This is a genomic window from Streptomyces coeruleorubidus (assembly GCF_008705135.1).
Classification (GTDB): Bacteria; Actinomycetota; Actinomycetes; order Streptomycetales; family Streptomycetaceae; genus Streptomyces; species Streptomyces coeruleofuscus.
Genome location: NZ_CP023694.1, coordinates 2251928 through 2265615, shown reverse-complemented (window position 1 = coordinate 2265615; position 13688 = coordinate 2251928). Strand labels below are relative to the sequence as shown.

Below are 13688 nucleotides of genomic sequence, written 5' to 3'. Positions count from 1 at the left end.
CGGAGGGGGCCTCCGCACCCCGTACGAGCTGGAGAGAGCCGAAGACATGCGCGTCGAGATCTGGAGCGACATCGCCTGCCCCTGGTGCTACGTGGGCAAAGCCCGCTTCGAGAAGGCGCTGCGGGACTTCCCGCACCGTGACGACGTCGAGGTGGTGCACCGCTCCTTCGAGCTGGACCCGGGCCGCGCCAAGGACGACATCCAGCCCGTGATCACGATGCTCACCGGGAAGTACGGGATGAGCCGGGCGCAGGCCGAGGCCGGTGAGGACAACCTGGGCGCACAGGCCGCCGCCGAGGGGCTGGACTACCGCACCCGGGGGCGCGACCACGGCAGCACCTTCGACATGCACCGCCTGCTCCACTTCGCCAAGGAGCAGGGGCGCCAGGAGCAGCTCCTCGACCTGCTGTACCGGGCGAACTTCGCCGAGGAGCGCTCCGTGTTCAACGACGACGAGCGGCTGGTGGAGCTCGCCGTGTCCGCCGGGCTGGACGCGGAGGCCGTCCGCGCGGTGCTCGCCGATGCCGGGGCGTACGCCGATGACGTACGCGCCGACGAGCGCGAGGCCGCGCAGCTCGGCGCGAGCGGTGTGCCGTTCTTCGTGCTCGACCGCACGTACGGCGTCTCCGGTGCCCAGCCCGCGGAGGTCTTCGCCCAGGCGCTGACCCAGGCGTACGGCGAGCGCTCGCCGCTGAAGCTCGTGGACAGCGGGGACGCGGACGCGTGCGGCCCGGACGGCTGCGCGGTGCCCCAGCACTGAAACCGCAGGTCGGGGCGTATTTATAAGCGCTCCTTAGCGGCATCACGCAGAAATCGGCAATGGACGGGGAGATCCAGGGGACGCAGAGTGGTTCCATGGAGACCTTCGAGAACCTCGTCCGTGCCGAGTTCGCCCCGAAGCACACCTACCTCAACACCGCGAGCAACGGGCTCCTGCCCGCCCGTACCGTCACCGCCGTACAGCAGGCGGTGCGGATGCGCGCGGAGGGCACGCCCCTGGGTCCCCTGTACGAGGACGTCGAGGCCGCCCGCGCTTGTTTCGCCCGGCTGGCCGGCGTGCCGGCCGAGCGGGTCGCCACCGGCGCCTCGGTCGCCGAGTACGGCGGGCTGATCGCCGCCTCGCTGCCCGCGGGCGCCGAAGTCCTCACCGCGGAGGCCGACTTCGCCTCCCTGGTGAACCCCTTCCACGCGCGCGGCGACCTCAAGGTGCGCGCCGTTCCCCTGGAGCGGCTCGCCGAGTCCGTCCGCCCCGGCACTGCGCTCGTCGCGGTCAGCACCGCCCAGTCCGCCGACGGCCGGCTCGCCGACCTGCCGGCCGTGCGCGAGGCGGCCCGGGCGCACGGCGCCCGAACCTACGTCGACGCCTCCCAGTCGGCCGGCTGGCTGCCGATGGAGGCCGACGCCGACGACTTCCTGGCCGCCGTCGGCTTCAAGTGGCTGCTCGGGCCGCACGGGGCCGCGTTCTTCGTCACCCCGCAGGACTTCGGCGGACTCACGCCGCTGCTCGCCGGCTGGGTCGCCGGCGAGGTCCCCTGGGAGAGCTGCTACGGCCCGGTCGAGGAACTCGCCCACTCCGCACGGCGCTTCGACATCAGCCCCTCACTCTTCACCTACGCCGGGCTGCGCGCCTCCCTGGAGCTGCTGGAGGAGATCGGCGTCGACGTCGTGCACGCCCACGACGTCGCCCTCGCGGACCGCTTCCGCGTCGGGCTCGCCGAGCTGGGCCACGCGCCGGTGCCCGCGCCGGGCTCGGCGATCGTGTCCGTCCCGGGGCTCGGCCACCGGCAGCAAGAGCTGAGCCGCGCGGGCATCCAGGTGTCCGACCGGGCGGGGAACCTGCGGGCGGCGTTCCACCTCTACAACACCCCGGCGGACGTCGACCGTCTGCTGGAGGTCCTGGCCGCATGACAAAACCGGGCGGGGCCTCCCGTCCCACACGAGGAGGCCCCACCCGGCAGCTGTGTCATCCGGTCACTTCACCGGCGACCAGCGGTCACTTCACCGGCGCGCAGCGGTCACTTCACCGGCGACCAGCGGTCACCGCACCGGCGTGAAGTCCCGCGCCCCGATGCTGTGTTCTCCGGGGGCCAACCCCCGGACCCCCGGCCGGGGGGTCGTTCACCGCACCGGCGTGAAGTCCCGCGCCCCGATGAACTCCGGTCGTCGCACCGGCGCCGCGAACGGTTCCACCGCCGTGTTCTCCACGCTGTTGAACACGATGAACACGTTGCTGCGCGGGAACGGCGTGATGTTGTCGCCGGAGCCGTGCATGCAGTTGCAGTCGAACCACGTCGCCGAACCGGCCTTGCCCGTGAACAACTTGATGCCGTGCTGCGAGGCCAGCAGGGTCAGCGCGTCGTCCGACGGCGTGCCCGCGTCCTGCATCTGCAACGACTTCTTGTAGTTGTCCTTCGGCGTGGCCCCAGCGCACCCGAGAAACGTCTTGTGCGACCCCGGCATGATCATGAGCCCGCCGTTGGTGTCGTAGTTCTCGGTCAGCGCGATCGAGACCGACACCGTGCGCATCCGCGGCAGACCGTCCTCGGCGTGCCACGTCTCGAAGTCCGAGTGCCAGTAGAAGCCACTGGCCCCGAACCCCGGCTTGACGTTGATCCGCGACTGGTGGACGTAGACGTCCGAGCCGAGGATCTGCCGCGCCCGGCCGACGACCCGCTCGTCCCGCACCAGCTTGGCGAACACCTCGCTGATCTTGTGCACCTCGAAGACCGAGCGGATCTCCTTGGACAGCGGCTCGACGATCGACCGCTCGTCGGCACGGATGTCCGGGTCGTTCACCAGCCGGTTGAGCTCGTTCCGGTAGACGGCGACCTCGTCGTCGGTGATCAGCTCGTCGATGGCGAGGAAGCCGTCACGCTCGAAGGACAGCAGATCGGCCGGCGCGACCGGACCGGGCGCGTCGGGGGCGCCCCAGACGACCGGGTCCTGGCGCGGGGTGAGCACCTCGGTGGCGCCCCGACTGGGATAGAGGTCGGGGATACCGGTGGTGGTGTCGGTGATGGCGGTCATGAAACGTCACACCTCCTCGGTGAGCAGCGGGTAAACGCCGTTCTCGTCGTGGTCCTCCCGTCCGGTCACGGGCGGATTGAAGACGCAGAGGCAGCGGAAGTCCTTCTTGATCCGCAGCGTGTGCTTCTCGTGCCCGTCCAGGAGGTACATGGTCCCGGGCGTGATGGTGTACGACTTCCCGGTCTCGCGGTCGGTCAGCTCGGCCTCGCCCTCCACGCAGACGACGGCCTCGATGTGGTTCGCATACCACATCGACGTCTCCGTACCCGCGTACAGGATCGTCTCGTGCAGGGAGAAGCCGACCTTCTCCTTGGCGAGGACGATGCGTTTGCTCTCCCACGTGCCGGACGCCGACTTCACGTGCCGGTCGGTACCTTCGATCTCCTTGAACGAACGGACAATCACGGTGCTGCGATGCCTCCTAAATGGGTGGTGCCGGTTGCTCGGTCAGGCGGTCTCGCGGACGGCGCGGGCCAGTGTCGACAGGCCCTCGTCCAGTTCCTCGGGCGTGATGGTCAGGGCGGGGAGCAGTTTCACGACCTCGCTCTCCGGCCCGGACGTCTCGATGAGCAGGCCGAGTTCGAAGGCGCGCTTGGCGATCTTGCCCGCGCGGTCCTTGTCGTGGAACTCCATGCCCCACACCAGGCCGCGGCCCCGGTACTCCTTCACGTCGGCCAGGTTCTCCTCGGTGATGGAGATCAGCGCCTGCTCGACCTGCTCACCGCGCTTGCGGGTCTGCTTCTCCATCGCGGAGCCGTCGGCCCAGTACGCCTCCAGGGCCGCGGTCGCCGTGACGAAGGCGGGGTTGTTGCCGCGGAAGGTGCCGTTGTGCTCGCCGGGCTCCCACACGTCGAGCTCCGGCTTGAACAGGCACAGCGACATCGGCAGGCCGTAGCCGCTGATCGACTTCGAGACGGTGACGATGTCCGGCGTGATGCCCGCCTCCTCGAAGGAGAAGAAGGCGCCGGTGCGGCCGCAGCCCATCTGGATGTCGTCGACGATCAGCAGCATGTCCTGCCGCTCGCACAGCTCGGACAGGGCGCGCAGCCACTCGGGCCGGGCCACGTTGATGCCGCCCTCGCCCTGCACGGTCTCGACGATCACGGCGGCCGGCTTGTTCAGGCCGGAGCCCTGGTCCTCCAGCAGCCGCTCGAACCACAGGAAGTCCTCGACCGTGCCGTCGAAGTAGTTGTCGAACGGCATGGGCGTGCCGTGCACCAGCGGGATACCGGCACCGGCCCGCTTGAAGGCGTTGCCGGTCACGGCCAGCGAGCCCAGCGACATGCCGTGGAAGGCGTTGGTGAAGGACACGATGGACTCGCGCCCCTTCACCTTTCGCGCCAGCTTCAGCGCGGCCTCCACGGCGTTGGTGCCGGTCGGGCCGGGGAACATGACCTTGTACGGCAGGTCGCGCGGCCGCAGCAGCAGGTTCTGGAAGGCCTCCAGGAACGTGCGCTTGGCGGTGGTCGACATGTCGAGCCCGTGCGTGACGCCGTCCCGCTCCAGGTAGTCGATCAGGGCGCGTTTCAGGACGGGGTTGTTGTGCCCGTAGTTCAGTGACCCGGCTCCGGCGAAGAAGTCGAGGTACTCATGGCCGTCCTCGTCGTACATACGGCTGCCCACCGCACGGTCGAAGACGGTGGGCCAGCCGCGGCAGTAGCTGCGCACCTCGGACTCAACGGTCTCGAAGACACTCAGGTCGGGCTGGGTGATGGTCACGACGAATCGCTCCTCGGTACGTGGGGGAAGTCTGCGGGAGTCCGGCAGGAAGTCAGTGGGACAGCGGGCCGATGCGGTACAGGACCTCGGGGTCGTGCGGCCCGTCGGGGAACACGGCCGTGTCGAAGAGCACCTCGCGCTCCAGCCGGGCGCCGTGACGCTCGGCGAACGACGTGAACAGGCGCTCCGAGGCGGTGTTGCCCGGGGTGATGGTGGTCTCCACCGTCGTCACCCCGCGCTCGGCGACGGTCCGGGCGACCAGACCGTCGAGCAGCGTGGCGGCCAGCCCGCGCCCGCGGTGTGCCTCGTCCACCGCCACCTGCCAGACCAGCAGGGTGTGCGGGCTGTCCGGCCGCACGTACCCGGTGATGAAACCCATCGGCTCGCCGTGCTCGTCACGCGCCACGGCCGACGTGGCCGCGAAGTCGCGGCACCACAGCAGATAGCTGTAGGACGAGTTCAGGTCGAGAACCTTCGAGTCCTTCGCCATCCGCCAGAGCGCGGCTCCGTCAGCCACCGTTGGGCGGTCGATTTGCGGATCTGCTTGTACGGCAGTCATGCGAATTGAACTTACCCAGCGAAATTCAAAATTGCATCGCCGATAGGGGTTACGTATGAGCCAGGCCTGTGTTATCACGCGGGCGCGAGGGTTCGCGCAAAAGGGCAGAGGTATGCCCGATATTGTCCGGGTAATACCGGGCAAAGCAGTCACGGTGTGTAACGCGTCACAGCCGTGTAATCACCACGAGATCTGCCCGAATTCCTTCTCCAGGTGTCCTCAAAATCTTTGGGTTTAGGATCAGGAAAAGCGGGCAGAAGAATACGGGAAGCTGTTCTTGAAAGAATTCCTAATTGTGTGCCAGCTTACATGTGGGTCGTCCCGGAAACACGTTTAATTCAAGCCCCGGTCACTCCGTCGATACGTTCCCGCAGGAGATCGGCGTGACCGTTGTGCCGGGCGTACTCCTCGATCATGTGGATCAGCACCCAGCGCATGCTGACCTCCATCCCGGGCACCGGCCCCTCGGCGACCCGCCCGATGTGGTCCAGCGGCAGCCCCGCACACAGCTCCCGCCCCCGCTCGATCTCCCGCCGCCAGATCCCGAGCGCCTCGTCGATACCGCGCGACGGGTCCAGCGTGTAGCCGGTGCCGTCCTCGTACACCGGCGGCACGTCGAGCCCGGCGGCCACCCGCTGGAACCAGTTCCGCTCGACCTCGGCGAGGTGCTGCACCAGCCCGAGCAGCGTCAGCGTGGACGGCTCGGCCGCCGCGGTCCGCACCTGCGCGTCGTCCAGCCCGGCGCACTTCAGCGCCAGCGTGGCCCGGTGGAAGTCCAGCCAGCTCTCGAGCATGGCCCGTTCGTCACCGGTCAGATGCGGGACGGGACGGCCGTCGGGAAGGGTGATGGGGGTGTTGGTGGTCATGGGGGGAGCTTGGCACGGGCCACCGACAACGGGCGGGCCCCTAGGGGGTGTCCGCAAAGTCCCGCCTGCCCTGCGACGCCCGGCACGCTCCCCCACTGCCTTAAGGGCGTGGGAGGTGCCCCCACTCGCCGCACCGGTCGAACACCCGCGTACAACCAGTACGCGGGCGTCCGCCCGGCACTCCCCCAGCCTTCGGCCGGGGGGACCCCCAGAGCACGCACCGGACGCCGCCGGGCCCGCCCTCCGGGCGGACGACGGGACTTTGCGGACACCCCCTAGAAGGTTTCCCGCCACGCCTCCCCGGCCGCCCGCAGCGCCCCCTCCACGTCCACCGGCAGCCCCGCCTCCGAGAGCGCGGCGCCCAGCGCCGCCAGACTCGCCCGCACGGCCCCCGGCGTCGCATCGGGCCCGTAGTGGTTGACCCGGATCATCTCCTTGGCCAACGCACCCCCGCCGGCGGCGACCGGCACCGCCGGATCCGCCTCCAGCGCCCTGGCCACCAGCTCCGACGCCACCACCCCGGACGGCGCCCGGAGCGTCGTGGCGACGGGCGCCGCGTCCCGCGCCTCGTACACATACGGCTCCAGCCCGCCACCGAGCCCGACCGCCCCGGCCCGGGTGGCCGCCGCGGCCGACGCGTGCCGGGCCATCACCGCGTCGAGCCCCACCGCCTCGATCCGCTCCACACACGCCTCCAGCGCCAGCATCTCCAGCTGCGCCGGAGCGTGCAGCAGCGCCTTGCGGCCGCCGCCGATCCACCGTTCCTTCCAGTCGAGCAGCGACAGATACGACCGGCGCGGCGCCCGCGGGTTCGCCGCCATCCGGGCCCAGGCCCGCTCGCTCACCGACACGGCCGACACACCGGCCGGGCCGCCCATCGCCTTCTGCGCCCCGATCACGCACAGATCCACGCCCCACGCGTCCGGCAGCACCGGCTCGGCACCGATCGACGCCACCGCGTCCAGGTAGAACAGGGCCCCGTGCGCGCGCACCACCTCGCCGATCTCCGCGACCGGATTGGTGTTCCCGGTCGCCGCCTCCGCGTGCACCAGGGACACGAAGTCGATCTCCGGGTGCTCGGCGAAGGCCTGCCGGATCTGCTCGGCCGTGACCGCCGTGTGGAAGGGCACCGCCAGGTCGACCACCGTCGCCCCGCAGTCGCGCAGCCAGTCGCCGAAGGTCTGCCCGTACGGCCCCGTGATGACGTTCAGGGCCGTGGTGCCCGGACCGGCCGCGGCGCGGATCGCGCCCTCCAGCGGCAGCAGCGCCTCACCCTGCATGATCACGACGTCCTGCTCGGTGCTCAGCAGCCGCGCCACACGGTCCTCGATCGCGGCGAAACGGTCCGCCCCGAGCGGGGCCAGGTCCAGAAACGGATGCGTCACGGTGGCACTCTCTTCACGTGCGGGGACTACTCGCGGGAACAACGGGAACGAGCGTAACCGCCGCGCCCCAGCCCGCTACGACCGCGCCCCAGCCCCCTACGACCGGTGACTTCGCAGGCCCGACGCCCTCGCGGCCATCGGATTGTTTTGAGCCACTCAAACTTCTCCTTATGATCGGAACCCACAGTTCACTCACAGGAGGCTCGCCGTGAACACGCACCCCGGGCACCGGGCCCGCATCCTGGCCGCCACCACCGCGACGGCCGGGCTGCTGCTCGTGGCCGGCTGCACCTCCACCGACGACGGCGGCAGCGGCTCGAAGACGGCCGCGGGCGGCGTCGAAGTCGTCAAGGCGGGCAAGCTCACCACCTGCACCCACCTGCCGTATCCGCCGTTCCAGTCGGAGATCGACGGCAAGGTGCAGGGCTTCGACGTCGCGCTGATCGACCTGGTCGCCAAGGACCTGGGCGTGCAGCAGGACATCCTCGACACGCCCTTCGAGAACTTCAAGACCGGCGCGTTCCTCAACTCCGGCGAGTGCGACCTCGCCGCGGCCGGCATGACCATCACCGAGGAGCGCAAGAAGAACGTCGACTTCTCCGACCCGTACTTCAACGCCACCCAGGCCGTGCTGGTCGACAAGAAGAGCGGCATCTCCTCCTTCGCCGGCCTCAAGGGCAAGAAGCTCGGCGCCCAGGCACAGACGACCGGTGAGGACTACGCCAAGAGCAAGGGCCTCGACCCGGTCTCCTTCGAGTCCTCCGACGCCGTCCTCAACGGTCTGCGCACCGGCCAGGTCCAGGCCGTCGTCATCGACTACCCGGTCGTCCAGGGCTGGCTGAAGGACAAGGCCAACGCCGACGCCTTCGAGGTCGTCGACAACCTCGACACCGGTGAGCAGTACGGCTTCACGGTGAAGAAGGGCAACACCAAGCTCCGCGCCGCGATCAACAAGGCGCTCGAGGACGCCAAGGCCGACGGCACGTACAAGAAGCTGTACGAGCAGTGGATCGGCCCGTACGACGAGTCCGCCGCGTCGCCCGCCGCCTCATGACCGACACGGCCACGCCCGAAGTCCAGCCGAAGAAGAAGGGCCTCACCCGGCGGCAGAAGCGCGGCATCTCACGCGGCGTCCAGTACGCCGTCTTCGTCGCGGCCGTGATCGTCTTCGCGGTCTCGGCCGACTGGGACCGGCTCCAGAACCAGTTCGCGCAGGCGGACATCGCCGAGCGCATGTTCCCGGACGTCATCACGCTGGCGCTGAAGAACACCGTGCTCTACACGGTGACCGGCTTCGCCGTGGGGCTGGCCCTCGGCATGGTGATCGCGCTGATGCGGCTGTCCTCCGTGGGCCCGTACCGCTGGCTCGCCGGGATCTACATCGAGATCTTCCGCGGTCTGCCCGCCCTGCTGATCTTCATCTTCATCGGCGTCGCCGTGCCGCTGGCCTTCCCCGGCACCGAGATCATCGGCGGCACGTACGGGAAGGTCGCCCTCGCGCTCGGCCTGGTGGCCGCCGCCTACATGGCGGAGACGATCCGCGCCGGCATCCAGGCCGTGCCCAAGGGGCAGATGGAGGCGGCCCGTTCGCTCGGCTTCTCGCCCGCGCGGGCCATGATCTCCATCATCATCCCGCAGGCGTTCCGGATCATCCTCCCGCCGCTCACCAACGAACTGGTGCTGCTGTTCAAGGACTCCTCGCTGGTGCTGTTCCTCGGCGTCACCCTGGAGGAGCGCGAACTGTCCAAGTACGGCCGCGACCTGGCCAGCCAGACCGCCAACTCCACGCCGATCCTGGTCGCCGGACTCTGCTACCTGCTGGTCACGATCCCGCTCGGCTTCGTCGTACGCCGCATGGAGGCGAAGGCCCAGGAGGCCGTGAAATGAGCCGACCCGAGATCGAGGTACGCGCGCTGCACAAGTCGTTCGGCGCCAACGAGGTGCTGCGCGGCATCGACCTGGAGATCGGCCGGGGCGAGGTGGTCTGCGTCATCGGCCCGTCCGGCTCCGGCAAGTCGACACTGCTGCGCTGTGTGAACCTGCTGGAGGAGCCGACCAAGGGCCAGGTGTTCGTCGGCGGTACGGAACTGACCGACCCCGACGTCGACATCGACGCGGCACGCCGCCGTATCGGCATGGTCTTCCAGCAGTTCAACCTGTTCCCGCACCTGACGGTGACCGAGAACCTCACCCTGCCGCAGCGGCGGGTGCTGCGCCGTGACAAGGCGTCGGCCGCGAAGGTGGCCGCCGAGAACCTGGCGCGTGTGGGCCTGTCCGAGAAGGCGGCGGCCTACCCCTCCTCCCTCTCCGGCGGCCAGCAGCAGCGCGTCGCCATCGCCCGGGCCCTGGCCATGGGCCCCGAGGTGATGCTGTTCGACGAGCCGACCTCGGCGCTGGACCCCGAACTGGTCGGGGACGTCCTCGCGGTGATGCGCATGCTCGCCGACGAGGGCATGACGATGATGGTCGTCACCCACGAGATGACCTTCGCCCGCGAGGTCGCCGACCGGGTCGTCTTCATGGACGGCGGCGTGATCGTCGAGGACGGCACCCCCGAGCAGGTCATCGGCGACCCGCGCCACGACCGCACCCGCCACTTCCTCTCCCGCCTCCTCGACCCGGCGATGGCCGAGGTGGAGGAGGAGACCCCGGACCAGGTGGGCAAGGCCGACTAGCGCCTCACTAAGGTGCCGTACATGAGCGATCGCACGGTGCTGCACGTGAAGGGACGGGTGCTCGTCGGACCCGAGGAGGTCCGCGACGAGCTGTGGGTCGTCGACGGCCGGATCTCCTACGACCGTCCCGCCGGCGCCCGCGACATCCGTACCGTCAGGGGCTGGGCCCTGCCCGGCCTGGTCGACGCGCACTGCCACGTGGGACTCGACCGGCACGGCGCGGTCCCCAGGGACGTCGCCGAGAAGCAGGCGCTGACCGACCGGGACGCGGGCACGCTGCTGATCCGCGACGCGGGCTCGCCGTCCGACACCCGCTGGATCGACGACCGCGACGACCTGCCGAAGATCATCCGCGCCGGGCGGCACATCGCCCGCACCCGCCGCTACATCCGCAACTACGCCTGGGAGATCGAGCCGGACGACCTGGTCGCCTACGTCGCCCAGGAGGCGCGGCGCGGCGACGGCTGGGTCAAGCTGGTCGGCGACTGGATCGACCGCGACCTCGGCGACCTGTCGGCCTGCTGGCCGCGCGGGGCGGTGGAGGCGGCGATCGCCGAGGCGCACCGCCTGGGCGCCCGGGTCACCGCGCACTGCTTCTCGGAGGACTCCCTCCAGGACCTCGTCGAGGCGGGCATCGACTGCATCGAGCACGCGACGGGCCTGACCGAGGACCTCATCCCGCTGTTCGCCGAGCGGGGCGTCGCCATCGTCCCGACCCTGGTCAACATCGCGACCTTCCCGCAGCTCGCCGACGGCGGCGAGGCCCGGTTCCCGCGCTGGTCGGCCCATATGCGCCGGCTCCATGAACGCCGCTACGACACCGTGCGGAGCGCCTTCGACGCCGGGATCCCGGTCTTCGTCGGCACCGACGCGGGCGGCGGACTCGCCCACGGTCTCGCGGCGGCCGAGGTCGCCGAACTGGTCACCGCGGGCATCCCGCCCGTCGAGGCCCTGGCCGCGGGAACCTGGACGGCGCGGACCTGGCTCGGCCGCCCCGGCCTGGACGAGGGCGCCCCGGCCGACCTCGTCGTCTACGACGAGGACCCGCGGAAGGACGTGGGCGTGCTGGCGGCACCGCGCCGGGTGGTGCTGAACGGACGCGTGGTCGGGTAGCCGCGCCGCTGGAGCCGACCTCGGACTCCCGGGCCGGGACGGCGGGGCGGGGGGACCGCTGGAGCGTGGAGGTTTCCCCTTCGTCGGCGGCACGGGCCTGATGCTGCCGGGCGCGGGCCCGGCCACCGTCCGCGCCGCCGTCGGCCCGCTGCCCCGCTGGCCGGCCTCGGCCGCCGTGATCGGCGTGCTGGTCTTCGTCCCCCGGGTCGGCTTCTTCGCCTTCATGGCCGCCGGGCTCCGGGGCGTCGTCACCAGCGTCCTGCTGTCCCGCCGCCCCCAGGACGGCACACCGACCGGGACGGAGAGGGCCGGGACCGCCGCCGCCCGGCGGTGCGCCGTCAGCCCGCCAGCGCACGCTCCAGTGCCCGCAGGAACCCGTCCACCGTCCTCCGGTCCCGCACCGCCAGCCGCAGCCACTCCTCGTCCAGGCCGGGGAAGGTGTCCCCGCGCCGCACGGCGTAGCCGAGGTCCCGCAGGCGGCCGCGGACGGTCGCCGCGTGCGGGAGGCGGATCAGGACGAACGGACCCTCCGCGGGCGCGACCACCCGCAGCCCGGCCGGGGCGAAGCGGGCGAGGCCCGTCACCAGGTGGGCCCGGTCCGCGGCGACGCGGTGCGCCGCGTGGGCCGCCTCCGCCACCCCCCGTGGCCCCACGCACACCTGCGCCGCCGCCAGCGCCGGAGTCGAAACCGGCCACAGCGGTTGCGCCCGCTCCAGATCCTCGATGGTCTCCGGCGCCGCCAGTACGTACCCGATCCGCAGTCCGGCCAGCCCCCACGTCTTGGTCAGGCTGCGCAGCACCACGAGCCCGGGCACGTCGACGCGGTCCGCCAGGGCCTCCCGCTCGCCCGGCACCGCGTCCATGAACGCCTCGTCCACCACCAGCAGCCGCCCGGGCCGGGCGAGAGAGGCGATCACCTTCGCCGGGTGCAGCACCGACGTCGGGTTCGTCGGATTGCCGATCACCACCAGGTCAGCGGCCTCGGGGACGGCCGCCGGGTCCAGCCGGAAGCCGTCCTCCTCCCGCAGCAGCACCCGGTCGACCGTGTGCCCGGCGTCCCGCAGCGCGGCCTCCGGCTCCGTGAACTGCGGGTGGACCACGACCGGCCGCCGCACCTTCAGCGCCCGCGCCAGCAGCACGAACGCCTCCGCCGCCCCCGCCGTCAGCAGCACCCGCTCCACCGGCAGGCCGTGCCGCGCCGCCACCGCCGCGCGTGCGGCCCGCCCGTCCGGGTAGGCAGCCAGCCCGCCCAGCGACGCGGCGATGTGCTCCCGCAGCCACGCCGGAGGGGTGTCCGCGCGGACGTTCACGGCGAGGTCGACGAGCGAGCCGCCGTCGTCCCGGACCTCCGCGTCCCCGTGGTGCCGCAGGTCGTGCCCGCCGTCAGTGGACATGGGAGTGCGCCCCGTGGTGATGACCGTGGTGGTGGCCGTCGTCGTCCGGGTGGAAGTGCGGCTGCTGCGGCATCCCCACCTTGTCCTCGAAGCCCGGCAGCGCGACGCGGTACACGCACGAGTCGCAGTTCATCCGCAGATCACCCTCGACGGCCTCCGCGTACCGCTCCCACACCAGGTCCAGCAGCTCCGGCTCCGGCCCGATGACGTCGGCCGAACGCACCTCGACCTCCGGGTGCGCCGCCGCCCAGCCCTCCGTCTGGAGCCGCACCCGGTCCGGCAGGATGCCGGTGAACAGGAAGTAGGGGAGCACCACGATCCGGCGGGCGCCCAGCCGCGCGCACCGGTCGAGTCCGCTCGGCACGTCCGGCGCCGCCAGCGACACGAACGCCGTCTCGACCCCCGCGTACCCGCGCCCCTCCCACAGCAGCCGCGCCGCCTTGTACACCTCGGCGTTGGCGTCCGGGTCCGTCGACCCGCGCCCCACCAGCAGCACCGTCACATCGGCCCGGTCACCCGGCCTGCGCCCCGCGGCGCCGCCCAGCGCCTCGTCCAGCCGCCGCTCCAGCACGTTCAGCAGCGCCGGGTGCGGGCCCAGCGGACGCCCGTACGTGTACGAGATCCCCGGGTGCCGTTCCTTCTCGCGGGCCAGCGCCGCCGGGATGTCGCCCTTGGCGTGCCCGGCGGACACCAGCATCAGCGGTACGGCGGCGAAGCGCCGTACGCCCCGCTCCACCAGCTCGGCGACGGCCTCGCCCAGCGGCGGCGGGGACAGTTCGATGAAGCCGCCCGCGACGGGCACTTCCGGGTGGCGGGCCCCCAGCTCCCGCACGAAATCGCGGAACGCCTCGGCTCCGGCGTCGTCACGGGTGCCGTGGCCGGCGATGAGAAGGGCGGGCGGGGTGGTCACAGGTTCTCCTCGGCGGACGTGGGGTGGTGGACTGCGCGGT

Annotated in this window: 14 protein-coding genes; 6 read left to right on the top strand and 8 right to left on the bottom strand. The window is 71.2% G+C overall.

Annotation, left to right across the window (positions count from 1 at the left end; translation table 11 throughout):
* Positions 1-46 precede the first annotated feature (46 nt).
* Together CP976_RS10590 and CP976_RS10585 are read left to right on the top strand one after the other, a co-directional pair.
* The gene (locus CP976_RS10590) at positions 47-760 is read left to right on the top strand and encodes a DsbA family oxidoreductase (RefSeq protein ID WP_150485299.1); all 714 of its coding nucleotides are present in this window, start codon (positions 47-49) and stop codon (positions 758-760) included.
* 95 nt (positions 761-855) lie between these two features.
* A complete protein-coding gene (locus CP976_RS10585; protein WP_190146936.1) occupies positions 856-1908 on the top strand; it encodes an aminotransferase class V-fold PLP-dependent enzyme in 1053 nt (350 codons plus the stop codon).
* 210 nt (positions 1909-2118) lie between these two features.
* On the opposite strand, the gene thpD is transcribed toward CP976_RS10585, so the two are convergent.
* The 6 genes from thpD to CP976_RS10555 form a co-directional block, all read right to left on the bottom strand.
* On the bottom strand, positions 2119-3018 hold the full coding sequence (gene thpD, locus CP976_RS10580) for an ectoine hydroxylase (protein ID WP_190146946.1): 900 nt from the start codon (positions 3016-3018) through the stop codon (positions 2119-2121).
* Between the two features lie 15 nt (positions 3019-3033).
* Positions 3034-3432, bottom strand: a complete 399-nt coding sequence (locus CP976_RS10575; protein ID WP_059422332.1) for an ectoine synthase — start codon at positions 3430-3432, stop codon at positions 3034-3036.
* Positions 3433-3474: 42 nt separating this feature from the next.
* Positions 3475-4746, bottom strand: coding sequence for a diaminobutyrate--2-oxoglutarate transaminase (ectB, locus tag CP976_RS10570; RefSeq protein WP_059422331.1), 1272 nt, complete (start codon positions 4744-4746; stop codon positions 3475-3477).
* 52 nt (positions 4747-4798) lie between these two features.
* A complete protein-coding gene (gene ectA, locus CP976_RS10565) occupies positions 4799-5305 on the bottom strand; it encodes a diaminobutyrate acetyltransferase (protein ID WP_059422330.1) in 507 nt (168 codons plus the stop codon).
* A gap of 338 nt (positions 5306-5643) precedes the next feature.
* Positions 5644-6171, bottom strand: a complete 528-nt coding sequence (locus tag CP976_RS10560; RefSeq protein ID WP_150480109.1) for a DinB family protein — start codon at positions 6169-6171, stop codon at positions 5644-5646.
* A gap of 275 nt (positions 6172-6446) precedes the next feature.
* Complete coding sequence (locus CP976_RS10555) at positions 6447-7556, bottom strand: pyridoxal-phosphate-dependent aminotransferase family protein (protein WP_150480108.1); 1110 nt, start codon at positions 7554-7556, stop codon at positions 6447-6449.
* A gap of 208 nt (positions 7557-7764) precedes the next feature.
* Between CP976_RS10555 and CP976_RS10550 the strand changes: the two genes are divergently transcribed.
* From CP976_RS10550 to CP976_RS10535, 4 genes are read left to right on the top strand one after another with little or no spacing between them, the layout of a single operon-like run.
* A complete protein-coding gene (locus tag CP976_RS10550; protein WP_150480107.1) occupies positions 7765-8610 on the top strand; it encodes a transporter substrate-binding domain-containing protein in 846 nt (281 codons plus the stop codon).
* On the top strand, positions 8607-9443 hold the full coding sequence (locus CP976_RS10545; protein WP_150480106.1) for an amino acid ABC transporter permease: 837 nt from the start codon (positions 8607-8609) through the stop codon (positions 9441-9443). The genes CP976_RS10550 and CP976_RS10545 overlap by 4 nt, the downstream gene beginning before the upstream one ends.
* Positions 9440-10231: an amino acid ABC transporter ATP-binding protein gene (locus CP976_RS10540; protein ID WP_150480105.1), complete on the top strand. Its 792-nt coding sequence runs from the start codon at positions 9440-9442 to the stop codon at positions 10229-10231. The genes CP976_RS10545 and CP976_RS10540 overlap by 4 nt, the downstream gene beginning before the upstream one ends.
* 21 nt (positions 10232-10252) lie before the next feature.
* Positions 10253-11344, top strand: coding sequence for an amidohydrolase family protein (locus tag CP976_RS10535; protein WP_150480104.1), 1092 nt, complete (start codon positions 10253-10255; stop codon positions 11342-11344).
* Between the two features lie 338 nt (positions 11345-11682).
* On the opposite strand, the gene cobC is transcribed toward CP976_RS10535, so the two are convergent.
* Both cobC and CP976_RS10525 read right to left on the bottom strand, forming a co-directional pair.
* A complete protein-coding gene (gene cobC, locus CP976_RS10530; protein WP_150480103.1) occupies positions 11683-12738 on the bottom strand; it encodes an Rv2231c family histidinol phosphate aminotransferase CobC in 1056 nt (351 codons plus the stop codon).
* A complete protein-coding gene (locus CP976_RS10525; protein ID WP_150480102.1) occupies positions 12728-13648 on the bottom strand; it encodes a sirohydrochlorin chelatase in 921 nt (306 codons plus the stop codon). The genes cobC and CP976_RS10525 overlap by 11 nt, the downstream gene beginning before the upstream one ends.
* Positions 13649-13688 lie beyond the last annotated feature (40 nt).